The organism is Streptosporangium nanhuense (genome assembly GCF_059358815.1).
The window spans coordinates 1-25,765 of the sequence record NZ_JCADBG010000021.1; the positions used below are offsets into that span (position 1 = coordinate 1).

Below are 25,765 nucleotides of genomic sequence, written 5' to 3' on the forward strand. Positions count from 1 at the left end.
GCGGCGGGGTCGGCGGCGCGCGCGGTGCGGAAGGCGACCTCGATCCAGTCGTTGCCGGTGCGCTGCAGGTTGGAGTCGCGCCGGCCGCCGCCGCTGTCGGAGAAGGCCTCGTTGACGACGTCCCAGGCGTAGATCTTGCCCTTGTAGTGGTTCATCACGCCGTTGATGTGGTTGATCATCGCCTGGCGCAGCGAGCTGCCCTCCATCGACCGCATCCAGTTCGGCTGCTGGTTGTGCCAGGCCAGGGTGTGGCCGCGCACCCGCTTGCCGTTCTGCACCGCCCAGTTGTAGACCCGGTCGCCGCCGGAGAAGTTGAACTGGTTCTGGTTGGGCTCGGTGGCGTCGATCTTCATCTCGTTCTCGGCGGTGATCATGTCGAACTCGCGGTTGGCGATCGTGGTGTACTGCGAGTCGCCGAGCCTGCTCGTCGAGATGGCGGTGCCGTAGTAGCGGCCGCTCTGCTGGGCCGCCGCGCCCAGCGTGGACGCCGCCGCGCTGACGGAGGCGGCGCCGGAAGCGGCACCGGCGGAGACCTGGCCGGCCACCGCCGTGAACGTGCCGAGCACGAGGGTGCCCAGAGCGCCGACGGTCAGGACCCGGCGAAGACCGCCGAGGGGTCGCCGGGTGCCGGGCGGGGGTATGGCGTTTGTGCCCATGCCTGAGCCTCCATAAATGCGTCACGGGAAAGCGGGAACGTGGGGGGACACCCCCGCGAACTCGACGCCGCGCCCATTTCCGGGGAGGCACACACCACCGGGGCGTCGCAGGCGACGGCCCTGCTGCGCACCACCGACCCGGCCGTGGGAGGACGCCTTGGGGACTCAGTCTGGAAACCTCCCCGAAATACGTCAAGGCAGCCCAGAAACTTTCGGTTGGCCCGCCCTGACGGACATACCTCGTACATCTCCCAACCTTTGTCCCTGCCTCCTGAAACCTTGCGGCTTCGTCACGCCGGGACGAGGAACGGCGGATGTAAGTTTCAGCACGACGCCCGCACCGGACGGGGCGTGCCCGGCCCTGTGGCGGGTCAGACCTGTAGCGGGTCAGACCTGTGGCGGATCAGACCTGTGGCGGATCAGACCTGTGGCGGATCAGCGGGGACCGGCGCCTGCGAGCAGCCGCTCGCAGGTGTCGAGCAGGCGCTGCCTCAGCGGCCTCGCCCGCTCGGCGAACCCCCGCTGCTCGGCGGCGTACTCGGCCCGTCCTTCGGGTGTCTCGATCCGGATCGCCCGGTGGCCGAGGGCGCTCAGGTCGTACGGGCTGGCGCGCATGTCCACGGCGCGGATGTCGCGGGCCAGCGTGAAGCAGTCGGCGACCAGCTCACCGCTCACCAGCGGCGACAGCTTGTAGGCCCACTTGTACAGGTCCATGTTGGCGTGCAGGCAGCCCGGCTGCTCCAGCTCAGGCTGCCGCTCCCGCGTCGGCTGCAGCACGTTGAGCGGGCGCGCCTCGGGGGTGAAGAAGCGGAACGCGTCGAAGTGGCCGCACCGCACGCCCCGCTGCTCCACGACCTCCGCGATCTCCTCCCCGCTGAGCCGCAGCGGCCAGGAACCGTGCCGTACCTCCTCGGCCCGGTAGACCATCGCCCACTCGTGCAGGCCGAAGCAGCCGAAGTATCCCGGCCGTGACGCGGTGGCGGCCAGCAGCCGCATGATCCACTCGATGGAGGTCCCGCGCCTTTCCATCAGCGCCGCGACGTCGAGCGTCGCCCCGTCGGGGGTGTCGAGGTAGTCGCGGCCGAAGTCGCGCGCCCCCCTCAGGACCACCCCGGCGCCCGGGTGCCACCTGCGCAGCCGCGCCGGCCGGTGCCCGTAGTAGGTGAACAGGAAGTCCTCGATGGGATGGGCCTCGCCCCGCGCCCTGCGCGCCAGGTGCGGCTCCGCCCACACCTCGACCCGCCGCCGGTGGGCCTCCGCCCGCGCCCGCCACTCCTCCGGTTCCAGAACCTCCACCGCTGAATGGTACGCGCGGGCCGGTGGTGCCCGTCCGCCCCGGCCGGTCGCCCGGCGGCCCGGTGCGGCGACGGCGAGCGCCCGCCGAATGGCGCAACGGTGAACGGAAAATGAATTGTCAATACGTTGTGAGTGCCTCGCTCCGCACTGTCGTCATCAATCACATAATTCAAATACAACCGCTATTTCATAGCGGTATGGGGCAAGCCTTCGAGGAATCACATGAGGCGTTGGATCGGTGTCGGGCTGGCACTTCTCCTCGGCGCCGCCGTGGTGGCGGCGATCGTGGTGGGCAACCGTGACGGCGACGCGGAGACGCGGGAGCTCACCCTGGTCCGGGGGGTGATCGGATCGGAGAAGAAGCCGTTCTTCGACGATCCGAGGGTGCGGGCGGCCTTCGCCGCGCACGGCCTCCGGGTGGAGGTCGACACCGCCGGATCGCGCCAGATCGCGACCTCGGTGGACCTGGGGAAGTACGGCTTCGCGTTCCCGTCCAGCGCTCCGGCGGCCGAGAAGATCAGGCGCGACCGGGGTGCCACCCGCACGTTCGCGCCGTTCTCCTCGCCCATGGCGATCGCCACTTTCACCCCGATCGTGGACGTGCTCACCAGGGCGGGTGTCGTACGGGACTCCGGTCAGGGTTATCAGGTGCTCGATATCCAGAAATATCTGGATCTGGTGGCTAAAGGCACTCGGTGGGACAAATTACCGGGTAATACCGCTTATCCGGCGCGCAAGCGCGTGCTGCTCACCACCACCGACATCCGCACCTCCAACTCCGCGGCGATGTACCTCTCGATCGCCGGTTACGTGGCCAACGGCGACGACGTGGTCACCTCCGACGGGCAGGGGACCAGGGTCGCCCGGACCGTAGCCCCCCTCTTCCTCGACCAGGGATACTCCGAGACCTCCACCGAGGCGCCGTTCGAGGACTACCTGTCCCTGGGGATGGGGAAGACGCCCATGGTCGTGATCTACGAGGCGCAGTACGCCTCGCGCCTGTTCGCCGGGGACGGCTCTATCCGCCCCGACATGCGGCTGCTCTACCCCTCGCCCACGGTCCTGAGCAAGCACACGCTCGTACCGCTGGGCGAGCGGGGCACCGAGGTCGGCAGGCTCCTGCAGGAGGACCCGGAACTCGGGCGCCTCGCGGCCCTGTACGGCTTCCGCACCGCCGCCGCCAGGGCGTTCGACGACCTCGTGGCGAAGGTGGGGGCTCCGCTGCCCCCCGGCCTGGTCGACGTGGTGGAACCCCCCGACCACGAGCGGCTGGAGGGCATGATCTCCGCGGTCGAGACGCTCTACCGCTCCGGAGCGGTCCCCTCACCCACCCCCTGACCTCACCCTCCCAGCGCTTCGAGGAGAGACCACCGTGAGCGATCTCGTGCTCAGCCCGCCGGAACCCGTGGCCAAGGTGCCCGCGGAGAAGGCGGCCACCATGCTGCCGGTCCCGGAGGAGCGGGAGGCGGAACTGGCGGAGAAGGCCCGCGGTTTCGCCGAGGAACTGGGCGGCCTGGACCCCAGGTCGCCGGAGTTCACTCAGAAGGTGCACGACATCACCTCCATGGGCGACTCGGAGATCCGGGCCTCCTCCCAGGTGGCGAACCGCATGCTGAGGCGCCCGGTGGCCGCGCTGGCGTCCGTCAGGGGCGAGGGCGGGGACGCGCAGGCGGCGGTGGCGGGGCAGCTGGTCGCGCTGCGCCGGACGATCGTCGACCTCGACCCCAAGCAGACCTCCGGCCCGGCCAGGAAGCTGCTGGGGCTGATCCCGTTCGGCGACAGGCTGCGCGACTACTTCGCGAAGTACCGGTCGGCGCAGAAACACCTCGACGACATCATCCGCGCCCTGAAGTCCGGGCAGGACGAGCTGCGCAAGGACAACGCGGCCATCGAGGGCGAGAAGACCAGCCTGTGGGAGTCGATGAAGCGCCTGCAGGAGTACGCCCTGCTCGCCGCCGCCCTCGACGCCGCGGTGGAGGAGAAGATCATGTATGTCGAGGCGGCCGAGCCGGAGAAGGCCACCGCCCTGCGCTCGGACGCGCTGTTCGGCATCCGGCAGAAGCACCAGGACCTGCTGACCCAGCTCGCGGTGTCCGCCCAGGGGTACCTCGCGCTGGACCTGGTCCGCAGGAACAACCTCGAACTGGTCAAGGGCGTGGACCGGGCGACCACGACGACGGTCGCGGCGCTGCGCACGGCCGTGACCGTGGCCCAGGCCCTCGCCGACCAGAAACTCGTGCTCGACCAGATCACCGCGCTGAACGCCACCACCTCCGACCTGATCGTGGCGACCAGCGAGATGCTGCGCACGCAGGCCGCCGACGTCCAGACCCAGGCGGCCTCGACCACGGTCGGCATGGACGCGCTGCGCAAGGCGTTCGACAACATCTACGCCACCATGGACATGATCGACACGTTCAAGGCGAAGGCCGTGGAGAACATGGCGATCACCGTGGACAGCCTCACCGTCGAGCTGGACCACGCGCGCACGTACCTGGAGCGCTCCCGGCGCGGCGACGACCAGGGGCTCCCGCGATGAGGGGCCCGGCGCCGTCACCGGACTGCCACCCGGCACCTGGCCTGTCATCCGGTTCCCGCCCGGCCGGATCGGCATCCGGCCTGTCACCCGGTTCCCGCACGGCCGGATCGGCGCTCGGTGTGCGGGCGGGTGGTCGCCGGGTCGGTTGGGCGCTCGCCGCGCTGGTCCTGCTGGTGGCGTCGGCCGCGTGCGGCGGAGCCGGCACGCCTGACACGCCCGGCACCCCCGCCGACGGCCCCGACGTGCTCCGCGTCCTCGCGGGAAGCGAGGTCGGCGACCTGGAACCGCTGCTCAGGCGGGCCCAGGACGCCGTCGGCGTCCGGGTCACGCTGTCGTACGCCGGAACACTCGACGGGGCCGACCAGGTGGCGAGCGGCGGCGCGGACGGGCGGTACGACGCGACGTGGTTCTCCTCCAACCGCTACCTTTCGCTGATCGACGGGGCGGCCGCGCGGCTCTCGACCCAGACCAAGGTCATGGTCTCGCCCGTGCTGCTCGGCCTGAAGGCGTCCAAGGCCCGCGAGCTCGGGTGGGACGCCAGGCCCGTGACCTGGAACGACATCGCCTCGGCCGCGCGCGCCGGGAAGTTCACCTTCGGCATGACCAGTCCCGCCGCGTCCAACTCCGGGTTCTCGGCGCTGGTCGGCGTGACGGCGGCGCTCTCCGACGCCGGTGAGGCCCTGGAGGAGGCCCAGATCACCGCGGTGACCCCCAAACTGAAGGAGTTCTTCTCCGCGCAGACGCTCACCTCCGGCTCCTCCGGGTGGCTCGCGGACGCGTACACCAAGGAGGGCAAGGTGGACGGGCTCGTGAACTACGAGTCCGTGCTGCTCGGCCTGAACGCCTCCGGAAGACTCCCCGAGCCGCTCACGCTGGTCTATCCGGGCGACGGGGTGGTGACGGCCGACTACCCGCTCACGCTCCTGAGCTCAGCGCCCCCGGAGAAGAAGGAGCTGTACGGGAAGCTCGCCGCCTGGCTGCGCACGCCGGAGATCCAGCGGGAGATCATGACCACCACCCACCGCAGGCCCATCGTCCCCGAGGTGAGGCCGGAGCCGCGTTTCGGGACCGCGTCGCTGGTGGAGCTGCCCTTCCCCAACCGGCGCGACGCGGCCGACGAGCTGATCGGCGTCTACCTCAACCAGGTGCGCAGGCCGTCGCGGACCCTGTTCGTGCTGGACACCTCCGGTTCGATGCGCGGGGAGCGGATCGACGCGCTCAAGCAGGCGCTGACCGCCCTGTCGGGCGCCGACACCTCGGCCAGCGGGTCGTTCTCACGCTTCCGCGACCGCGAGACGGTCACGATGATCCCGTTCAACACGGGCCCCGGTACCCCGCGGACCTTCACCCTGCCCGACCGTGACGCCGAACCGGTGCTCCAGCGGATCCGCTCCTACGGCGAGGGACTGCGGGCCGACGGCGGCACCGCGATCTTCGACAGCCTGCGGGCCGCCTACGAGCAGGTGCGGTCCTCGCCGTCGGAGGACTTCACCTCGATCGTGCTGATGACGGACGGCGAGAACACCGACGGCGGCTCGTACGACGACTTCGCCGCCTACTACGCGTCACTGCCCGTGAAGTTCCGGACGTTCGTCGTGCTCTTCGGCGACAGCGACGTCGACGAGATGAGGCGGATCGCCGAGCTCACCGGCGGGGCGACCTTCGACGCCCGGCAGGGGTCGCTGGCCACGGCCTTCAAGGAGATCCGTGGCTACCAGTAGCCCGGGAGGGCGGATCCTCGCCTACGCCGGATCGGCCAGGAACATCGCCGGGTGCGCCCTGGCGCTCGTCGGGGTGGTCCTGGTCTTCCTCGGCGTCGCCGGGACGTTCTGGCCCGTCGTGGTCGCCGGGTTGTACGGCGTCGGGGCGCTGCTCGCCCCGGCGGACCGGGTGAGGCTCACGATCTCGCACGCGGAGGTGGAGTCGCGGAGCCTGATCGCCGACCTGGACACCCTGCTGGCCGAGGTCGGCAAGAACGGGTTCCCCGACGACGTGACGACGAGGGTCGGCGCGCTCGCCGAGGTGCTGCGCGACATCCTCCGGCGGGCCGACACGCTCACCTCCTCGCCCGACCACCTGCACATCGTGTCGCAGACGATCAGGGACTACCTGCCGTCCAGCCTGGAGACGTACGCGAACCTGCCCCGCTCCCGCGCGCTCACGCGGCGCGGCGAGCGGGAGCGCAGCGCGCACGAGGAGCTGCTCGCCCAGCTCGACCTGCTGGACACCCGGCTGCGCGAGGTGGCCGAGTCGGTCTACCGGGGTGACGAGCAGGCCCTGCGCGACCAGGGCAGGTTCCTGCGGGACCGGTTCGGCGGCTCCGGCCTGGACCTCTGACCCCGCCACCCGACGACGCCTTCGACGACCGCGGTCGGTGAGCGCCTTCGGTGAACGCCTTCGACGACCGCGGTCGGTGAGCGCGTTCGGTGAGCGCGTTCGCGAAAAGAGTTTCGCGCCGTCTTCGCCCCGCCTTCAACGCGTTCCACCTGGGGGAACAGCGTTCCGTTGACCGGAACAGCCAGGGCGTCGGCGGCCCCAAGGCGAACTGGGTGCTTGACCCGCACCTTTCTCGGGGCGTAAAAGTGCGAAAAGAGTTGGATAGCGCTTTCCCACCCTTCGTCCAAGAGCGACGTGACGGGTCTGCTCGGCGTACTCCGCCGCAGGTCAGCCATGCCCGAAGCCCTCATCCAGGGGGCCGGAGGCGGGCTCGCACGTCGCCCGACGGACACCGCTCGCCGGGCCCCGGCGACGCGGGCGCGTGACCGCGGAGTGCGGCACGTGCCGGCGGCGCCGGTTCGGTCCCGGCGCGAGGCCATGGCCGACCGGGCCGGGAGCACGGCCGGTCGGTACTGACGGAACTTGGAGGTTCCACGGTGCGAAGAAGGAAAGGGCTCGGCGGTTCGCCGCTCATCGCGCTCGCGACGTCCCTCGCTCTCGCGGTGATCGGGGCGCTGGTGCTCGTGGCGATGCCCAGCGCGTTCGCCGCCTCGTTGTTCTCCGACAACTTCGAGGACGGCAACTCCAACGGCTGGTCGAAGTCCGGGGGAAGCTGGTCGGTGGTGGCCGACGGCTCCCAGGTGTACCGGCAGTCCGGGACCGGCGCGGACGCCAGGACGGTGGTCGGCACCGGCTGGTCGGGCCAGGCGGTGCAGGCCCGGGTGAAGCCGATCGCGTTCAACGGCAGCGGGCGCTATGTCGCGGTGCTGGCCAGGGCGCAGAGCTCCAGCAACTACTACTACCTGGGGTTGAGCAACTCGGGCTCGGTCGTCCTGGGCAAGCGGACCGGCGGCGCCCCGGCGACCCTCGACTCGGCCGCGGCGACGGTGACCCCGGGTACCTGGTACACCCTCAGGCTCGAGGCGTTCGGCACGACGCTGCGCGGCTTCGTGAACAACGTGGAGGTCGTCTCGGCGACGGACTCCACCTTCTCCTCCGGCAAGGTGGGCCTCGCCGGTTACTACGCGAGCGCCTCGTTCGACGACGTGCAGGTGACCGACAGCGGCGGGCCGAGCGAGCCGCCGGTCACGCCCACGGTGACGCCCACAGTGTCGCCGCCCCCGGGCTCCTGCCCCACCTCCGGGACGCCCGTCGGGTTCGCCTCGGTGAACGCCTGGGGCCGTAACGGGACCACCGGCGGCGCGGGCGGGCCGACCGTCGAGGTCGACACCGCGAGCGAGCTGATCTCCGCGATCGGCCAGAGCGGGCCGCTGAACATCTGCGTACGCGGGATGATCACTGTTCCGGCCGGGATGTACAACGTCACCTCCGACAAGTCGATCGTGGGCATCGGCTCCACCGGCGGCATCAGCGGCGGCGGCCTGAACGTCGGCCTCCCCCTCGACAACTCGGTCACCTCGCCGCCCGCGAACGCGGTGAACAACGTCATCATCCGCAACCTGTCGTTCCGGAACGCCAACGACGACTCGATCAACGTGCAGATGTTCTCCCACCACGTCTGGATCGACCACAACGACCTGGCCGACGGGTACGACGGGCTCATCGACATCAAGCGTGGTTCGTCGTACGTCACCGTGTCGTGGAACCACACGCACGACCACACCAAGAACATGCTGCTCGGCCACGATGACGGCAACAGCGCGCAGGACGTCGGCCGCCTGAAGGTCACCTACCACCACAACTGGTTCGACCAGACCCCGCAGCGCAACCCGCGGGTGCGGTTCGGCGAGCCGGTGCACGTGTTCAACAACTACTACGTCTACAACACCGACGTCGGGGTGGCCTGCCAGCTGAACGCCGGATGCCTGGTCGAGGGCAACTACTTCGAGCGGGTCGAGGTGCCCGCGACGAACACCTACGCCGGTACCGCCGGCAGGTGCGTGGCGCGCAACAACGTGCTCGACGACTCCGGCCCGCCCGAGTGCAGCGGCAGCGTGCAGGAGGCGAGCTCGTACTACGGCTACACCCTGGACGACCCGAACTCCGTGAAGGCGATCGTCAGCGCGGGGTCCGGGGTCGGCAAGATCGGCACCTGATCCCCCGGGGTCCCGGTGATCCCGGGCCCCCCGGAATCGAGGCCCTGCGGGCGGTTCACCGCGTCGCCCGCAGGGCCCCGGAAAGTGACTCCGGGAAACATCGACGGATTGGTCACCGGAGTCCACCCTCGTGAAAATCGGCCGGGGCACCCTCCGGCCGCAGCCGGTGCGCGTGCCCGGTGACCGGCTCGACGACGAACCCGGCAACCTTCCCCGGCCGCTCCGCGTCGAGAACCCGCGGGTGAACGTCACCGTCACCTCCGGCGACCGCCCGGACGCCGGTCTCGCTCTCCTCGTGGCCGGTCTCGCCGGGAACGACCCGCCAGGCGGTGAGATCGGCGGATCCGAGCTGCTCGCACCTGGGAACCACGATGTCCTCCTGCTCGTGTTCGCGGATGAGGCGGTCGCGCGTGACGGCCTCCCATCGTGCCGGGCTTGATGATCGGTAAGGCGGGAACGGCCAGATTCGTCAGCGCCGCCCGGGACGGGCGGCCACCCGGACGGTAATCGTCCCGGAACGCCGGTCCCTCGTATCCGGGAACCGTCGCACCGGTGCCGTCCCGTCCGGCTCGTCGCTTCCTGGGCGGTCTCCGTCCGGGCGGGCCGAGTGGGAGGGGTGGGGCGGGTGCGTGGCGGTCCCCTCCCCCCTTCCGTCCGAGGCAGGACAGCTGCGGGAGTGCCCCGAACTCTGGCGGACACTTCCAGACTCTCCCCAAGCTTGAACATGCTCACTCCGAGTAGTCCCATTGGCGCTCACAGCAACGGTGGGGTGGTCGGCGCGACGCGGGCCGCCCCTGTCCGAAAGGAAGAAACAGCAATGAACCGCATCACGATCGCCGCCGGGCTGATCGCTCTCGGCGCCGTCCTGGCCGCGCCCGCTCTGGCCGTCGGCCCGGCCCACGCGACGGCGTCCCCCTCCGACCCCTGGGACGGCCTCGGCCTCAGCCTCGGGAGCGGAACCGGGGGCGGCACCGGCTTCGGGAACGGGAGTGGCCTTCTCGGGAACGGGATGGGGGGCGGCTTCGGGAACGAGATGGGCTTCAGGAACGGGGGCGGCCTCAGCTTCGGGGACGGGACCGGGAACGGGATCGGCCTCGGGAACGGCATGCCGCTCCTCGGCTACGGCAACCTCGGCCTCCTCTAGGAAGGACGACGCCAGGAAGGACGACGCGCCCCGGTGGTCTCGTCCCCCGGGCCGAGGCCACCACCCCGACCGGCGTCCCCGTCAGCCGAGGCGCACGGTGACCGTGTTCGAGGCGCCGCCCCGGCTCGCCAGGCGTCCGAAGGTGAGCGTGAGCCGCGCGCCGGTCGTGGCACCCGCCAGGAGGGGGTGCCCGCGGAGCACCCCGGCCACCGGCCGGTTCCAGGTGACGGTCAGCTCGTCCAGGTCGCGCCGGGGGTCCGACACGGTCAGCGTGGCCGTACCGTCGCCGAGCTCCCTGACGAGGACCGCGCACGGGGCGGAGGCGGCGAGATCCCCGGTGGCGGCCCCGGCGGCTCCGGCGGCTCCGGCGGCCCAGATGTCCCCGGTGGCTCCGTCGTTCCAGAAGTTGACGGCGGTGATCCCGAGCGACGGGACCCGGACGCCCTGCCGCCGGGCGGTGTTGGCGAGCACGCGCGCCCAGTCGGGGTCGGCGGCGCGGGCCCGGGTCTCCGCCAGGCTCGCGCCCGGCAGGAGGAGGTACACGTAGCCCGCCGAGACGGGGTCGACACCGTGGTCGAGCCAGAGGGTCACGTAGCTCCGGGTCACCCGGTCCCGGCCGCTGGCGCGTTCCTCGCGCAGCGTGCGCAGGCGGGTGCCGCAGGGCAGCACGTAGCCGCCGTGCCCCTCCAGGTGCGCCCAGCCCCGCCCCTCGTCCACGACGAGAGGCGCGCCGGTCCTGCGGTTGTCCACGACGGTCTCGACCGGTACGCCGTCCCCGGCGGTGATCCCGGCACCGAGGCAGACCACCGCGTCGTCGAGGAAGAACCACGACTTGAAGGCCTCCAGGGTGCTCTCGAAGCCGTTCAGGTGCTGGCCGACCGTCGCGTACGCACCGTCGGTGGCGCCCCCCACCCAGCGGCCCTGCGGGCAGGTGTCACCCCACGCCTCACCGGCGCCGTCGGCCAGCCGCCGGGTGGAGACGGTCGTGCCCGGCAGGCGGTAGGGGTCGACGGTGGCCCAGAAGGAGTCGGAGTACTGGTCGCCGTGGCCGTCGGCCCACCAGTAGAGCATCCCCGAGCCGGTGTGCCAGCCGCGGAGGTTCTCGCCGTTGCCGTGCTCGTAGTGACCGATGCGGTGGGAGGCCATGCTGAGGCCCGCGCACCAGCCGGGCCCGCCGCGCGCACCGCGCGCACCGCGAGCCGGGCCGGTGCGCGGGGCGCGGTGGACGGCGCGGGCGCTCATCGCCGGCAGCCGGTGCCCCACGGGTTCCTCCGCCGCGGGTACGGCGTCGTCGTCCAGGATCGCGGCGAGGCGGGCGTGGAACCCCAGGTCGTCGCCCTCGGCCGCTTCGAGCATGGGCCGGTGGGTGTTCCGCAGCGCCCACCCCTTCACCATGCCCTGCCAGCGCGACCGCTCGGCGGCGGAGGCCGTCTCCCCCAGCAGCAGGATCGCGGAGGCGATCGCCCGCCCCCTGTCGTGGTCGCCGTACGGCCGCCTGCCGACCGCCCGGCCGCTGACCAGGTCCATGCAGAAGCCGTCGTGGACGACCGGGGCGAACGTCCTCTCGACGCTGTCGAAGACGACCTGCCGGTTCGGGTCGACGACCTCCCACGGCGAGCCGCGCAACACCGCGAACAGCGTCGCGAGACCGGACAGCAGCGACGCTCCGTACGTGCCCTGGTAGGGGACGGTCGTGTGCTGGACGAAGGAGCCGTCCCGGTAGAACCCGTCGCCCTCGGAGACGTGGGGGAAGACCGGGGAGAGCGCGGAGACCGCCAGCGCCGCCTTCGCCGGATCGGAACCGAGGACGGCCCGCAGCAGCGTCACCACGCACAGGTCCACCCGGTTGGCCCCGGTGCTGGTCCCGTCGTAGTCGTCCAGGCGGCACTCCGGGACGAAGTGGTCCACCGCCTCCCGCAGCGCCCGGCTTCGCGGGTCCGCCAGGTGCGGGCCGATCAGCAGGGCCGCGTCGAGGAGGTTCCTGGGGGTGCCGATCTGCCAGTACCACCAGTTGCCGACCTCGTCGGCACCCGCCGCGTACACCCGCCGCCGGTAGTGGTCGATGCCGTCCGCGACGGCCGCGGCCAGGTTCGCGTCGCCGGTCAGGCCGGTCCCCGGCAGGGCGTACGCGCGGGCCATGGTCCGCAGCCGGGCCGGGGTGGCGCCGAGCGAGGGGAACGCCAGGCCGGGCCAGAGCGACGCGCCGGCCGGGGCCATGGTGTCCCGGTATCCGGCCGCTCTCGTCCCCAGCCTCGCCAGCCGGGTCCGGTACGGCTCGGCCGTCGCGTCGAACCCCGACCCCGCCGTCACGTCCCGCCACCGGTGGCGCAGCGGGGCGAGGGGGTCGGCCGACGTGCCCGGCGCAGTCTGTGGGTACGCGGTTCGTGTATGCGCGTCATGCGCCGGGATCAGCGCCCCGGCCGCGGCGACACCACCGAGCTGAAGAAACGATCTCCGGGAATGTCGGTCCACGCCTAGATTGTCAGGCGGAAATCTCCCTTACCGCGGATACCACGCCGTATTGCCCCCGTGTGGTCTCTCCCGTCCCGGCCGGGGCCATCCTCGTGTCCGGGTTCGTGAGCGCCGTCGCCGGAGGTCAGAGATCCACGTCGCGGGAGGCGACCACGCGGACCCCCTCGGGTTCACGGCCCGCCGGGGTCACCACGACCCGCCTTCCCTCGTCCTCGTAGCCGTGCTCGGTCAGCCACAGCAGGGTGTACGGGTCGAGCTGGCTGAAGTCCACCGGGGAGGCGGGCGAGAAGATGTCGTCGCCGGAGGAGACGCCGCCGGTGTCGCCTTCGACGATCGACAGGGTGTACGCGGTCATGGCAGCCTCCGGGCCGTGGTCGTCCTCGGTGAGGTCCATACCCCGAGGACGACCGCACTCCCCTGACCTGGTGATACCCGTCGACACCCGCCGTGTCCGGCCCGGCTCCCGGAATCGCCGGGAGAGTCTTTCCCACGGGGGCGCCCCTGGCACGGGGAACCGTACGGACTCACCGTCCTGGAGTGACGGATTTCGGTCGATATCGCTCGCGTCAAAAATCATTGTGGTGGCGGCGATGTCTTCCTAATGTCGGAGACATGACTCAGGAGGGCGTGCCGGACGGGCGACGCATTCACGAGATCGACGTGGTGCGCGGGTTCGCCCTCGCGGGCATCCTGGTCGTGAACATCGAGTTCTTCGGCGACCCCGGGCTGCTGGGAGCGATGACCGGCGGGACCGGGATCGGGGGCGGGGAGCACGGGCCGGTGCAGTTCGTCGTGCAGGCCCTGTTCGAGTTCAAGTTCTACGTCATCTTCTCCTTCCTCTTCGGCTACTCCTTCACCCTGCAGATGCGCTCGGCGGAACGCGCCGGGGCGAGCGTCCGGGCCAGGACCCTCAGGAGGTGCCTCGGCCTGTTCGTGATCGGCGTGCTGCACGGGCTGCTGCTGTGGGTGGGCGACATCCTCACCCTGTACGCCGCGCTGGGCCTGGTGCTGCTGGCGGCACGCAACATCAGTGTGCGGGCCGCCACGATCGCCGCGACCGTGCTCATCTCGTTGATGTCCATCCTCGCCCTGCTCCTGGCCGGTCTGGTCGCCCTCGTACCCGGCCCACCCCCCGCGGGCGCGGACGGCGCGCTGGCCGCGGAGACCGCGCGGATCCTCGCCGCCACCACCGGCGGCCCTCTCGACTACCTGGGCCTGCACCTGACGCAGTACCCACAGGTAGCGATCATGATCTGGCTGCTGCAGGGGCCGATGGCGATGGCCCTGTTCCTGCTCGGCCTGGCGGCGGGCAAGAGGCGACTGTTCGACGAGCCGGACCGGTGGGCCCACCTGCTCACGAGGGTCCAGTGGATCGGCTTCGGCCTCGGCCTGCCCACGGGGGTGTTCCACGCGACGGTCTCCGGCCGGGGCGACACGACGGAGCTGGTGGCGCTGGCGCTCACCCTCGCGACCTCGGTGCCTCTCGCAGCCGCCTACGTGGTCACCCTGCTCCGCCTGATCAGGCGGTTCCCCGCGGTGGGAGGCGTGCTCGCCCCCGCGGGCCGGGTGGCGGCGTCCAACTACGTCGGCCAGTCCGTGCTGCTCTGCCTGGTTTTCACCGGGTACGGCCTGGGCCTGATGGGCCGGATCCCGCCCCTCGGGGTGATGGGCGTCGCCGTCGTGGTCTACGCGGTGCTGCTCGCGCTGAGCGCGTGGTGGCTGCGCGGCCACCGTTACGGTCCCGTGGAGTACGGTCTGCGCCGCCTGACGAACTGGAGCTGACGACCGGACGGTCCGGACGGTCCGAGCGGCTCGCGGGGATCGGCCGGGGTCGCCCCCGCGCCGGGCACCGACCGGCACCCGCCCTCGCGCCGGGCCACGGGCCGGTCACACCCGTCCGCGCGGCCCCCGGAAGGCGGCGCGCCCGTTCGTCCTCGTACCGGCCGATCGCGCACCCGCGCGCCCTGCCGGGCGGGCGCCCGGGGGCGTAAGGCGGCCGTCCGCGCGAACCCGGAAAAGCGGGCTCCAATTACCCGAACGAGGGGGCGGGAGCCGGACCGCCAAACAGAGGAAACGCATACATATCAACTTGCTATGACGGCTTGCAACAATCCGGAGAAGGAAACTCGTGGCGCGATCTTCCGTACGCGACGAGAGCGCGCACGGGCACCGGAAAGCCCAACGGGAGACGAACGACCGGCCGACACCGGAGAAATGGCAGTTCAACAAGAAACGTGAAGGATCATCCGAAACCTCGCGATGACCGTACCTCTCCAGAGAACTCGTGGCACGGTCCACCCGCAGGATGGCAGCAGGTGGGGGGATTGCATGTTTCGGACGGCCCATATATCTACTTAAGTGTTATTTATAATCCAATAACCATAAGTGTCAATTACTGAGCCCTTTACCTTCCAAATAGATCACGGTCAGTCTAATATTTGGACCTATGTCATGGCGTGCATCAGATTTCCCAGATGGACAGGCTGGGTCCTCTGGCCGTGGCAGTGCTTCCTCTAGGCACGATTCCGAACACTCATCCGACTGGCATCCCGAACGCCTCCTGTCATTCGATTGGCGGAAGGTCATTCTGTTCACGGCGGTTTTAGCGATCATCGCCGTGGCGGTGTTCTGGCTCGCGACCAGAACACCCTCCGATCCGTCCCTCGCGGCGAACCCCACCCCAGACCCCTCGGACACCGGCTGGGAGAAGGCCCCTTCCTCGCCTTCACCGACGCCGGCCTCCTCCCGATCCACCCCCCCACCAACCCCGAAGCCCACCGGAAACGGCACGGCCAGGTCCCCCCGCCCCGAGGCCACTCCCACGAAGAGGCCGCGGACCGAGACCAGGACCACCCCGCCGCCCGCCGACCCGCCGGCCGCCGGAGCCAACTCGCCCCAGCTCACCGCCAAGGAGGCGTACGGCATCCACGGCCGCTACCAGCGGGGGCTGTCGGTGGCCCAGGCCAGGAAGGACCAGGCGGCCATGGCGAAGCTGGAGCACGGGCTCGCGCTGGAGATGACGAGGGCGGCCTTCAAGACCGCGAAGATGCAGGGCACCTCACTGGCGACGGGTATATGGCCCAACCCCCAGGTGTGGATCCCGCGTCATGTGGAGGGCGCCGCCGACTGGTTCGTCGCGGTCTCGCACGAACCCGGCGTCGCGCGGATCGTCGACGTGATGAGCTCGGCCCCCGGCGGCTGGCGGCTCGTCGCCTCGGCCGCCGACACGCGCGCCACCCCGGCGCGGTTCCCCAAGATAGCGACCGACGGCGAGGGCTACGCGACGAGCCTCCCGGAGAACGCCACCGGGCTGAGCGCGACCCCTCGGCAGATCGCCCGCGCGCATCTGGCGAGCCTGCAGAACGCCGAGGTCGACCCGGCGTTCGACGAGGGGCCGTGGACCAGCGAGGCCTCGCTGTTCTGGCAGCAGGAACGCGACCGGCTGGAACAGGCCGACTGGAAGCTCGCGCTGTCGTACCGGCTTGAGGGACCGGTACGCGCGCTCAGGACCAGTGACGGGGGCGCTCTGGTCTGGTACGGAGCCCGATCCACCGAGCTTCGCGAGGCGGTGCGGGAAGGGGCGAAGGTCAAGCTGAAGGGCTCGGCCGCCGTCCGCACCCGCGACAAGGCCTTCGCCCGCTCGGTGAGCGCCACATACGGACGCATGTATGTGACACATGTCCCCCCCGCCGGCTCGAACGAGCCCGCTCGCGTACTGGGCGAGTGGAGCGACGTCCTGGAGAGCCACGGCGACTGACGTTTTCACCGGAAGAAAAGGAACATTCTAATGACACCCTCACGTAAGCCATCGCGCGCGACGGTGATCACTGCGAGTGTCGCGATCGGCGTCTTCGGAGCCGGCGCCGGGCTGGGAACCGTCATCGCCATGCGCCCCGATCCCGGCGAGGGGCAGGTGATGCGACTGGCGGCGGGCACGTACCTCCTCGACGACCAGGCGGGAGCCTGGACGTCGAGCACGGCACCCGGCGGCGACCAGCCGCTCCCGCTCTCCGGCGCCGACGCGGGCAGCACGATCGCGGACGGCGCCGAACCCGCCGCCGCCGGGGACCAGCGGGTCTGCCTGACCGCCACCACCGACGGGCACGCGATCGCGGGCTCCGCGGAGGGCTGTGTCGCCCTTCCCGTCCTGGGCGTGGCCGCCGGCGCCGCCGCCCCCGCGGCCGCGCAGCGGCCGGGAAACCCCAAGAGCACGCCGGCCCCGCCGCCGGCTCCCAAGACGACCGCGCCGAAGCTCGCGGCGACCAAGAAACCCGACCCGCCCGCCAAGGCCGACGTCGCGCCGGTGCGGCCCGCTCCCGACCCCGGACCCGCGCAACCTCCCCCCGCCCAGCCCCCGCCGGTGAACAACCAGCCCGTCCAGCCTCCCGCCCCGCCGCCCCCGACCCCGACGAAGAAGATCAGCGGCAACATCTCGGAGAGCGACAACGAGAGCGGCAGCGTCATCCAGCGTCCCGCGGAGCAGAAGATCGAGGTCGTCTCGCCTCCCAAGCCGGCTCCCGAGTCCGGCGGGACGAGGTCCTCGGGCCCCTCGCAGCCGGCGCAGCCCAACGGCGGCAACGGCCGGTCGCAGCCCCCGGTGAGCAACGGCGACAGGCAGCAACAGCAGCCCCAGCCCACCGGAAACAGGCAGCAGCAGCCCCCGCCGAACGGGAACGACAGGCAGGCGCAGCCCCGGCCCACCGGCGGCCTCAAGCCCCCGCAGGCCCAGCCCACCGGGGGGAACAGGCAGCAGCCGGGGCCCACCGGTGACGTCAGGCCCCCGCAGCCCGGCGACAACGCCAGGAACCCCCGGCCGACGGGCACCCTGAAGCCGGCGATCCGGTCGGGCCCCGGCCGGTCGATCGTGCCCTCGGGCGAGGTCACCCTGCCCACGGCGCCCCCCGAGACCAGGCCGACCGGCGACGCGCCCTCGACGCCGCCGACCGTGGTGCCGACCGCGCGCGACGACCAGAGGCGCTCGCAGGCGCCCAGCCCGTCGCGGAGGCTTCCCTCGGCCGGGCCGTCCCGGCCCGTACAGCCGCAGCCGTCCGTCGGTCCCGGTGAGAACGCGTCGCGGGGTCCCGACGGGACCGTGCTCATGCCCGCCGACCCGCGGCTTCCCGGTGGCGGCCCGGACGGCGGTGTCTCGCTGCCGGTCTTCGAGAACCCCGACCTCCTGCGGCGCGCCTACGAGGCCCTCGGGCTGGACAGGGGCATGCGCTACACGGACGAGAACGGCGTGTGGGACCTGAACATCGCCCCGCCGGGCACCCCGCCGTGCCGCAACTACACCGCCGAGGAGATCCAGGCGCTCAGCGCGACCCAGGGGCCGAGCGCGTCCCCGGGCGCGCAGGCGACGATCCCCCGCGACTCGTGTCTGTGGCCCGCCTTCATCCGCTGGCTCTACGCGGAGCCCGCGCCCGGCCAGATCAGCAACTGGACCAAGTTCACCGGCCTGCCCCAGCGGAACCTGGAGCTCGTGGTGACCGACGTCCCCCCCGTCCCGCTTCCCAGCCCGCTCCCCAGCGAGAGCACCCTCCCGCAGCCCGACCAGGTACAGCCTGACCAGGGACAGCCCGACCAGCAGCAGCCCGACCAGCAGCAGCCTGACCAGCAGCAGCAGCCCGACCGGCGGCAGGGCGTCCCCGGCGAGGAGGAGCCCTGGCAGCCGGACACCGGCGGACTGGACCCCGCCCGCCCGGGAACCGGGGACGTGGCCCCCAGGAACTCCGGGGACGGCGTTCCCGAGCGGCAGTGGCCCGGCGGGAACACCGGGGACCGGACCGCTCCCTTCCAGCCCGACCAAGGCCAGGTCGACCCTGACTCGGTCGAGTACTACGGCCGATGAGCACACCCACCGGATCCGGGCGTCTCACGCCCGGCCCCGGCCAGGGGGCGGCCTGGGTGCGCGAGCACGGCGCGCACCTGATGGACTACGCCGCCTCCCACCTCGAGTCCGGCCGGGCGCGGGCGGCGGTCGTCTCCGCGCTGGCGGCCGGCCGGGCCGAGGCCGCCCCCGGGGACGTCACGGTCCGGGGGCGGCTGCTGGCCGTACTGCGACGTGAATGCCGCACCTCTCCGGGGTACCGGGAGCGGTACGTGCCGGGTTCGGGGCCCGGCATGCCCGACGCCTCGCTGATCGAGCGGGTGTGGACGATCGTCGACCCCCTGGGCACGGAGACGCTCAGGCTGACATACCGCCACGCGCTCGGTATGGAGGATCTCTCCCACGTGCTGGCGATGCCCGTCGACGAGGTCGGCAGGCTCGCCACCCGCACCCAGGACCTGATCGAGACCCTGGTGAGCGGGCTGGACGCGCTCGCCCACGGGCGGCGCACCTGCCCGGAGCTCCCCCCGCTGGTGGAGACCGTCTTTCCCGGCGTCTTCCCCGCCGGCCCGGCCGTCGAGCGGGCGGACTCCTCTCCCGACGGCCCGGAGGACGCCGAGGCGCGCCTGCTCTCTCACATGATCAGGTGTTCCGTGTGCACGCGGCCGATCAACATCCGTTACACGGTGCCGCAGATGATCTCCCATCCTCCGGTCGCGCCGCTCTCCGCGGAGGAGCGGCAGAGGCTCACGGACGCGCTGCCTCCCGAAGCCGCCCCCGGGGCGGCCGCGGAGACGGCCCCCGAAGTGATCCCGCCCGCGCGTCCGGCCCGTGGCGGGTCACCTGTCCTGTCCGCCCCTCCGGGAGGGGGACGGTCCCCGGTCCTTCCCGCGCCCCCGCCCGGGGGCCGGACCACCACCCCGCCCGGACACCGGCCCCCCGGCTCACCCGGGCACCGCTCCACCACCCCGTCCGGGCACCGGTCCCCCGGCTCGCCCGCCACTCCGGCCGGGGGCGGCGTCCCGGCCGCCCCGACGTCGTCGGCCGCGGCGCCGTCCACGCCCACTCCCAGGGTCGGCACGCCTCCCTACCCGCCGGTGGCATCGAAGCCCCCCGCGAGACCACCGGCCGCGACACCGTCGAGCACGGCGGCGAGCACGGCACCGGGAGACGGACCCGCGACGGGCTCCCCCGATCCCGCCAACCCCTCGGGGCTGCCCCCGCTGCCCGACCTGCCGCCCCGCAGGACCCGGCCGTCCCGGCCGCCGTCCCCGCCTCCCGTACCCGGGCACGACACCCCGCTCTACGACGCCCTGCTCACCCAGGCGTGGGCGCGCGAGGTCCTCGCCCAGAGCGAGGAGCTCACCGGCACCATTCCCCGGCAGGCACCGCCCGTCCCCAAACCCGTCACCAAGGCCGAGCCCGTCGTCATCGCCGGGCAGGCCTCCGTCGAGATGCGCGACACCGGCGTACGCGAGACCGGAAAGCGTCAGACCGGAAAGCGTGAGACCGGGATACGTGACACCGGGACGCGTGAGATCGGAACGCGCCGGACCGGGGCGCGCGGGACCGGGGCGCGGGACGACTCCCAGGTTCCCGCGCTGCGCTTCCACACCGAACCCGACGACCGCCCCGACGAGGAGCGGATCGAGATGGGGATCCGCGTGCTGGAGGCGCTCAGCTGGGCGGGCGCCCGGATCAGGAACACGACGATCAAGCTCGTCATCATCGTCGTGGCGGGCGCGGCGGGCACCCTGACCGGGATGAACCTCCTCGGCCCCGCGATCGAGTCCAAGGAGCCCGCGAGGTCGTTGCAGGCGTCCACCAGCCAGGCCACCCGCTCCCCGCCCCCCGCCGCCGCCCCCGGGCCGGCGCGACAGGACGGGCTCGCCTCGCGCCTGCGGGTCCCGCCCGTGGTGACGCTGGACGAGTTCGGCCTGGGAAGCATGGTCATCACCATCTCGGGAGAACCGTTGAAGTGGCGGATATCGGCTCCCGGCCTGGCCGTGAGCCCCTCCAGCGGCACGTTGCGGGAGGGGGTCACGCAGGTGATCAACCTGCGCGCCCACCGGGTCCGCAACTGGTGCGGCGCCCCCGCCTCGGTCACCGCCCCGATGACCGTTCACGGCCTCGACGACTCGATCAGCACGACGGTGCGCTGGCGGACCTGCTGATCTCCCGTTCCCCCTCAAGATCGCTATTCGAGAAAGGACCCTGGCAGTGACGGATACCTCCCCTCATATCCATACATCGCCGCCCACCCCGCCCGAGCAGTTCCACGAAACGGTCCCGCTCACCGCGGAACACCTGCTCACCAACCGCCGCCCCGAGCCCGCCGGCGGATGGCGCCGTCTGGTCTGGCAGCTCTCCGGCAAGCGCTTCATCCCCGCGGAGTCGGCGGCGGAACTGGAACGTCGCACGCTGATGGCGCAGGCCCAGACCCCCGTCGCGAGCGGGCACCACCGGATCGCGGTCATGAGCCTCAAGGGCGGGGTCGGCAAGACCACGACGACCGTCGCCCTCGGCAACACGCTGGCCTCCCTGCGCGGCGACCGGGTGATCGCGATCGACGCCAACCCCGACCGGGGCACCCTCGGCATCAAGGTCAAGTCCGAGACGGCCGCGACCATCCGCACCATGCTGGCCGAGGCCCCCCACATCCTGCGCTACGCCGACGCCCGCGCCTTCACCTCCCAGTCGCCCGCCCGGCTGGAGGTCCTCGCCTCCGACACCGACCCGGCCGTGAGCGAGGCGTTCAACGCCGAGGACTACCGCACGGTCGCCGGGCTCATCGAGCGCTACTACTCCATCTGCATCACCGACTGCGGGACCGGCCTGCTGCACGGGGCCATGGGCGCGACGCTCGAGATGGCCGACCAGATCGTGCTGGTCAGCCTGGTCGCGGTGGACGGGGCGAGCTCGGCCGCCGCGACGCTGGACTGGCTGACCGCCCACGGCCACGCCGACCTCGTCAAGAACGCCATCGTCGTGCTGAACGCCGTGGAACCCAAGTCCGACGTGGACCTGGACCTGCTGGAGCGCCACTTCACCTCCCGCTGCCGCGCGGTGATCCGCATCCCCTACGACCCGCACCTCAAGGAGGGCGCCGAGGTGGACCTGGTGCGCCTGCGGCCCACGACACGGGGCGCCTACCTCCGCCTGGCCGCGGCGGCCGGGCAGACCTTCGGGCAGCGCCCAGACCGGAGCCACTAGTGCGGCCGGTCGCCGACGATCCCACGCTGAACTGGGATCTGGGCCCGCCGCCGAGCGCCCGGCGGCGGATGCTCATCGTGGTCGTCTCGATCGTGGGGACGATCCTGCTGGCGGCCGGGGCATGGCAGCTCCTTCGAACCGATTCCACCCCCGTGAACGCCTCCGCGCCGAAGGCCGTCGGGGACACCGTTCTCCTCGCCCCGCCCTCCGGCTACGAGGGCGCGGCCGGTTACCCCGTCGGGTTCCCCCGCACCGAGCTGGGCGCGGCCTCGGCCGCCGCCGCGGCGCTGGAGGCGGCGTGGACCCTGGACGCCGAGCAGGCCGAGCAGGCCGCGGTGCTGTACGCGCGGCCCGAGCAGCACGAGGCGGCACGGGCCGGCGCCCGCGAGGCCGTCGCGGGCTGGCGGGAGATCCTCGGCCTTCCCAAGGACGGGGCGCTCCCCGACGGCGCCGCGATGCGGACGCGGACGATCGGCGTCCAGTGGAAGGCTCGCGCCCAGGATCAGGTGCAGGTCTCGGTCCTGGTCCTGGTGACCGCGACCAAGGGCGTCGGCGACACCGATCCGACCTATTCGAGCCCATACGCCATGAGCCTGCTCATGGTCTGGCAGCCCGGCATGCGCGGCGCGAACCAGGGGGACTGGGTGAACGTCCCCGATCCCCTCGCCACCTCCGTGCCGCCGGTCGCCCTCCCGGGCACCCCCGAATTCACCGCCGCGGGCTGGAAACCCATCTCCGGCCCAGAGCCCACCCAATAGATCCAGGAAGAGCGATCAATGCCCCCACGCAGCTCGTCCCGGCGTGTCACCTTACTCTCCGGCCTTCTGCTGGCCGCGGTATCCGCGACGACAAGCGCGGTCATCGCCCAGCCGTGGGCCGCCCTGGCGGATCCCGGCGTGAGTTCGGGATCACCGTCGCAGGAGTTCGCCGTCCCCCCCGCGGCCGCCGCCCCGGCGCCCCTGGGAGAGGAGCCTCCCTCGACGGTGAACGTCCCCGAGACCGGGAACCGCTCCGGATCGGACCGGAGCCCCCGCTCGAACGGCGACTCCGGCTCGACGTCGGACAGGACCCCGCCCTCGGAGAGTGGAACCCGCCGCGCCCCCGCGGAGAGCGGGTCACCCCCCGAGACCCGCGACTCCCCTCCCACGTCCCGTAGCCGTCCCGGCGAGCGGAACACCGCCCCCCGCACGGAGGAGTCCTCCGCGCCCTCGCGGGAGACCGTACGGCCCAGGAACGAGGCGCCGGCGAACCCGCCGTCGAGAAGGACGCGCGCCGACGAGGACCCGCCCGTGAACACCCGGCCCACCGACGACCCGCCGACGACCTCCAGGAACACCAGGCCCGACGACGACCCGCCGACGACCTCCAGGAACACCCGGCGCACCGAGACCCCGCCGGAGACCTCCAGGAACACCCGACGCACCGAAAGCCCGCCGGAGACCTCCAGGAACACCCGACGCACCGAAACTCCGCCGGAGACCTCCAGGAACACCCGACGCACCGAGACCCCGCCGGAGACCAGGAAGGCCACCCAGGCACCTCCGAAGAACACGGCGCCCACCAACGCGCCCCCGGAGACCAGGAAGGCCACCCAGGCACCGCCCGGCGGCACGAAGCCGTCGGCGTCGTCCTCGGCGTCCTCCGCCCCGGCCACCCCCGCGCCGTCGGCGAGCGCCACCTCGTCGCCCACGTCGAGCGCCACGCCCACGGCGACCGGAACGTCACAGCCGCCGAAGGCGACGCCGAACCCCTCCGTCACGGCCACCAAGCCCGCGCCGCCCCCGGCCCCCACACCCCCCGCCCCCACCGCGACACCGAAGCCGACGGCAACCGCAACGGCGACGGCGACGGCGACGGCGACGGCGACGGCGACATCGAAGCCGACGGCGACGGCCAAGCCCGTGCCGACCAGCACCGCGCCCAAGCCCACCCAGTCCACGGCGCCGAAACCCACCACCCCGCCGGGGAAGACGCCGAAACCCTCGGCGAGCCCGACCCTCAAGCCCACCGGCCCGCCGCGCACCGCTCAGCCGAGCTGGGTGACCCACGCCCCCCGTCCCGCGCCCACGCGGACCGGCGCGTACGAGCCCTCCCTCCTGACCGAACCGGTCCAGAACACCCGATCCCCGATGGCGGCCCCGTCCCCGGCGCCCTCGATCCCCACCATCCTGCCCCTGCCCCCGCTCAAGCGCTCCACCTCCGACGTCTGTGAGCCGGGGGACCTCGCCTCGTGCTGGAGCCTCGGGCCCTGGCGGGGCCGTACCGCGGAATCCCCCGTCGTGCTGATCGCGAACCGGGAGCCGGCGGGCGCGCCGCGCTGGGTGTTCGCACCGCCCGCCTCGCCCGCCCAGCCGCCGCCGAGCCAGTACAGGTCGTCAATCCCCAGCCCGACGAGCATCGGCTGCTGGAGCTTCAGTCCCTCCAAACTCTGCGCCAGATCCTGGGAGGAGTAACCATGATCACCAGATCCCACGTGCGGGTGGCCGTACTCAGCATGGTGGCCGCGCTGACGGTGAGCACCCTCAGCGCGGCCCAGGGAGAGGTGGTCTCGGCGGCGCCCTGCGCCCCCGCCGCCACCGGCGAGGCCAGCGCCGCGCAAGCCCTCAGCTGGGGCGCACCGTCCTGGTGCGCGGAGTTCGACGACTACCTCGACGAGTCCGACTGGGTGTTCTACGACTCGGCCGGGCACGCCGGGAACGGCCGCCGTTCCCCCCAGCAGCTCTACCTCGGCAACGGGGCGCTCTACCTCTACGGCCGCGAGGACGGGACCACGGCCGGTCTGGCCGCCCGTCACGACCAGGCCTACGGGCGCTGGGAGACCCGTATCCGCCTGTACCCGGGCGCGGGGTCGTACCATCCCGTGGCCCTGCTGTGGCCGAAGGACGGCGGCGGCAACGTGCGGAGCTCCACGGGTGAGGAGATCGACTTCCTGGAGGTCATCAACGATCCGGACAGGCAGCGGCCGAACTTCTTCCTGCACACCCCTCAGGGGCAGGAGCAGGCCCACGCCAACATCGACATGACCACCTGGCACACCTACGCCGTGGAGGTCACTCCCGACAACGTCGTCGGCTACATCGACGGGCAGGAGTGGTTCCGCTCCGGCAACGCCACCAGCAGCTCGATGTCGGTCTGCCTGCAGCTGGACTGGTTCCCCGGCCAGGGCAGCTCGGGAGAGGCGTGGATGGAAGTGGACTGGCTCCGCATCTACCCGGCCTCGACGGGCACGGCGGGCTGAGCCCACCCGGGCGGCACAGGAGGGTGCGGGATCCGTGAGGACGGGTCTCGCACCCTCTTCGCGTCTCCGGCGCGAGCCGTCCCGAGCGAGCCACCCTGAGCGAGCCGTCCCGAGCGGGCCCGCCCCGAGCGGACCGTCCCGAGCAAGCCACCCTGAGCGGGCCCGCCCCGAGCGAGCCACCCCGAGCAGGTCGTCCCGAGCGGGCCGTTCAGCCCGTGGCGGCGGGAAGTCTCGCCTCCAGGATCTGGCCCGGCCAGTCTCCGACCCTGAAGCTCTCGGTCCTGGTGAAGCCCTGGCTCTCGTAGTACGCCACCAGCCTGCCGTCGTCACCGGCGTAGCAGTCGACCCGCACCAGCGAGACCCCCAGCCAGGCGGCCTCCGCGCGGGCACGTTCCAACAGCGCGGCCCCCACCCCCCGGCCGTGGTATCTCCGGTCGACGACCAGCCCCTGGACGTACAGCTCAGGCTCGCGGGCGGGGGAGACGTAGGGCATCGCGGCCCCCACCACCAGGCAGCCCGCGGGCCGGCCGCCGAACTCGGCGACGCGCATCCCGCCGGACATCGCCCACAGGGTGATGCTCTCGACCCGGGCCGCGTTGAGGGAGAACGGCTCGCTGCCCCACTGGCCGGTGCGTCCCAAAGAGGACAACCACGCCACCGCGCCGTCGAACATGGCCAGGACGGCAGGTACGTCGCCGAGATGCCCGTGGCGGATAATCACCGGCGGATCGTAACAGGGATGCGTACCACCACACAGGACAGGCATCCGTACCCCCACCCGGGACAGACCCGCACCGGACCGGTCGCATCGGGAGGTCAGTAAACTCTGCGACGGCCGGAACACGGCTTCTCGGCCACGGGCGCACGTCGTGGCCGCTTCCCCCCCG

The 25,765-nt window shown here is 72.0% G+C and carries 20 protein-coding genes; 12 read left to right on the plus strand and 8 right to left on the minus strand.

The window, feature by feature from the left end; all coding sequences use genetic code 11:
* Positions 1-656: endo-1,4-beta-xylanase (locus AC5L38_RS32720; RefSeq protein WP_495246675.1), on the minus strand; the 656-nt coding region annotated here is incomplete at its 3' end.
* 435 nt (positions 657-1,091) lie between these two features.
* Entirely contained in the window at positions 1,092-1,952 is an 861-nt protein-coding gene (locus tag AC5L38_RS32725) for a 3-methyladenine DNA glycosylase (protein WP_495246676.1), read from the minus strand.
* 222 nt (positions 1,953-2,174) lie between these two features.
* Here AC5L38_RS32725 and AC5L38_RS32730 point away from each other — a divergent pair, with 222 nt between their 5' ends.
* The 5 genes from AC5L38_RS32730 to AC5L38_RS32750 all read left to right on the plus strand — a co-directional run bounded on the left by AC5L38_RS32730 (position 2,175) and on the right by AC5L38_RS32750 (position 8,984).
* On the plus strand, positions 2,175-3,290 hold the full coding sequence (locus AC5L38_RS32730) for a hypothetical protein (protein ID WP_495246677.1): 1,116 nt from the start codon (positions 2,175-2,177) through the stop codon (positions 3,288-3,290).
* Between the two features lie 34 nt (positions 3,291-3,324).
* Entirely contained in the window at positions 3,325-4,491 is a 1,167-nt protein-coding gene (locus AC5L38_RS32735; protein WP_495246678.1) for a toxic anion resistance protein, read from the plus strand.
* 119 nt (positions 4,492-4,610) lie between these two features.
* Entirely contained in the window at positions 4,611-6,212 is a 1,602-nt protein-coding gene (locus AC5L38_RS32740) for an extracellular solute-binding protein (RefSeq protein WP_495246679.1), read from the plus strand.
* On the plus strand, positions 6,199-6,828 hold the full coding sequence (locus tag AC5L38_RS32745) for a hypothetical protein (protein ID WP_495246680.1): 630 nt from the start codon (positions 6,199-6,201) through the stop codon (positions 6,826-6,828). The genes AC5L38_RS32740 and AC5L38_RS32745 overlap by 14 nt, the downstream gene beginning before the upstream one ends.
* Before the next feature lie 536 nt (positions 6,829-7,364).
* A complete protein-coding gene (locus AC5L38_RS32750) occupies positions 7,365-8,984 on the plus strand; it encodes a pectate lyase family protein (RefSeq protein WP_495246681.1) in 1,620 nt (539 codons plus the stop codon).
* 112 nt (positions 8,985-9,096) lie between these two features.
* On the opposite strand, the gene AC5L38_RS32755 is transcribed toward AC5L38_RS32750, so the two are convergent.
* Positions 9,097-9,354, minus strand: a complete 258-nt coding sequence (locus AC5L38_RS32755; protein WP_495246682.1) for a hypothetical protein — start codon at positions 9,352-9,354, stop codon at positions 9,097-9,099.
* Positions 9,355-9,801: 447 nt separating this feature from the next.
* Between AC5L38_RS32755 and AC5L38_RS32760 the strand changes: the two genes are divergently transcribed.
* A complete protein-coding gene (locus tag AC5L38_RS32760; RefSeq protein WP_495246683.1) occupies positions 9,802-10,128 on the plus strand; it encodes a hypothetical protein in 327 nt (108 codons plus the stop codon).
* Between the two features lie 81 nt (positions 10,129-10,209).
* On the opposite strand, the gene AC5L38_RS32765 is transcribed toward AC5L38_RS32760, so the two are convergent.
* Together AC5L38_RS32765 and AC5L38_RS32770 are read right to left on the minus strand one after the other, a co-directional pair.
* Entirely contained in the window at positions 10,210-12,438 is a 2,229-nt protein-coding gene (locus AC5L38_RS32765; RefSeq protein ID WP_495246684.1) for a polysaccharide lyase 8 family protein, read from the minus strand.
* A 286-nt stretch (positions 12,439-12,724) separates the two neighbouring features.
* Positions 12,725-12,994, minus strand: coding sequence for a hypothetical protein (locus tag AC5L38_RS32770; protein ID WP_495246685.1), 270 nt, complete (start codon positions 12,992-12,994; stop codon positions 12,725-12,727).
* Positions 12,995-13,212: 218 nt separating this feature from the next.
* On the opposite strand from AC5L38_RS32770, the gene AC5L38_RS32775 reads away from it, so the two are divergent.
* The 5 genes from AC5L38_RS32775 (at position 13,213) to AC5L38_RS32795 (ending at position 21,640) form a co-directional block, all read left to right on the plus strand.
* The gene (locus AC5L38_RS32775) at positions 13,213-14,382 is read left to right on the plus strand and encodes a DUF418 domain-containing protein (RefSeq protein ID WP_495246686.1); all 1,170 of its coding nucleotides are present in this window, start codon (positions 13,213-13,215) and stop codon (positions 14,380-14,382) included.
* 835 nt (positions 14,383-15,217) lie between these two features.
* Positions 15,218-16,357 carry a DUF8094 domain-containing protein gene (locus AC5L38_RS32780; protein WP_495246687.1) on the plus strand — a complete coding sequence of 380 codons (1,140 nt, stop codon included), beginning with the start codon at positions 15,218-15,220 and terminating at the stop codon, positions 16,355-16,357.
* A 30-nt stretch (positions 16,358-16,387) separates the two neighbouring features.
* Complete coding sequence (locus AC5L38_RS32785; protein ID WP_495246688.1) at positions 16,388-18,448, plus strand: hypothetical protein; 2,061 nt, start codon at positions 16,388-16,390, stop codon at positions 18,446-18,448.
* Positions 18,445-20,601 (plus strand): hypothetical protein, encoded by a 2,157-nt coding sequence (locus AC5L38_RS32790; protein WP_495246689.1) that lies wholly within the window; start codon positions 18,445-18,447, stop codon positions 20,599-20,601. The genes AC5L38_RS32785 and AC5L38_RS32790 overlap by 4 nt, the downstream gene beginning before the upstream one ends.
* A gap of 46 nt (positions 20,602-20,647) precedes the next feature.
* Complete coding sequence (locus AC5L38_RS32795) at positions 20,648-21,640, plus strand: MinD/ParA family ATP-binding protein (RefSeq protein WP_495246690.1); 993 nt, start codon at positions 20,648-20,650, stop codon at positions 21,638-21,640.
* A gap of 568 nt (positions 21,641-22,208) precedes the next feature.
* Here the strand turns inward: AC5L38_RS32795 and AC5L38_RS32800 are convergent.
* Both AC5L38_RS32800 and AC5L38_RS32805 read right to left on the minus strand, forming a co-directional pair.
* On the minus strand, positions 22,209-23,648 hold the full coding sequence (locus AC5L38_RS32800) for a hypothetical protein (protein ID WP_495246691.1): 1,440 nt from the start codon (positions 23,646-23,648) through the stop codon (positions 22,209-22,211).
* 18 nt (positions 23,649-23,666) lie between these two features.
* Positions 23,667-24,065, minus strand: a complete 399-nt coding sequence (locus AC5L38_RS32805) for a hypothetical protein (RefSeq protein WP_495246692.1) — start codon at positions 24,063-24,065, stop codon at positions 23,667-23,669.
* 30 nt (positions 24,066-24,095) lie between these two features.
* Between AC5L38_RS32805 and AC5L38_RS32810 the strand changes: the two genes are divergently transcribed.
* Positions 24,096-24,878 carry a glycoside hydrolase family 16 protein gene (locus tag AC5L38_RS32810; protein ID WP_495246693.1) on the plus strand — a complete coding sequence of 261 codons (783 nt, stop codon included), beginning with the start codon at positions 24,096-24,098 and terminating at the stop codon, positions 24,876-24,878.
* 208 nt (positions 24,879-25,086) lie between these two features.
* Here AC5L38_RS32810 and AC5L38_RS32815 read toward each other — a convergent pair whose 3' ends face one another.
* Positions 25,087-25,599: a GNAT family N-acetyltransferase gene (locus AC5L38_RS32815; protein ID WP_495246694.1), complete on the minus strand. Its 513-nt coding sequence runs from the start codon at positions 25,597-25,599 to the stop codon at positions 25,087-25,089.
* Positions 25,600-25,765: the final 166 nt, after the last annotated feature.

Coding starts and splice junctions, on each gene's coding strand:
- AC5L38_RS32790 (WP_495246689.1), top strand. CDS start 18,445: ATGAGCACACCCACCGGATCCGGGCGTCTCACGCCCGGCCCCGGCCAG.
- AC5L38_RS32785 (WP_495246688.1), top strand. CDS start 16,388: ATGACACCCTCACGTAAGCCATCGCGCGCGACGGTGATCACTGCGAGT.
- AC5L38_RS32810 (WP_495246693.1), top strand. CDS start 24,096: ATGATCACCAGATCCCACGTGCGGGTGGCCGTACTCAGCATGGTGGCC.
- AC5L38_RS32760 (WP_495246683.1), top strand. CDS start 9,802: ATGAACCGCATCACGATCGCCGCCGGGCTGATCGCTCTCGGCGCCGTC.
- AC5L38_RS32775 (WP_495246686.1), top strand. CDS start 13,213: ATGACTCAGGAGGGCGTGCCGGACGGGCGACGCATTCACGAGATCGAC.
- AC5L38_RS32730 (WP_495246677.1), top strand. CDS start 2,175: ATGAGGCGTTGGATCGGTGTCGGGCTGGCACTTCTCCTCGGCGCCGCC.
- AC5L38_RS32770 (WP_495246685.1), bottom strand. CDS start 12,994: ATGGACCTCACCGAGGACGACCACGGCCCGGAGGCTGCCATGACCGCG.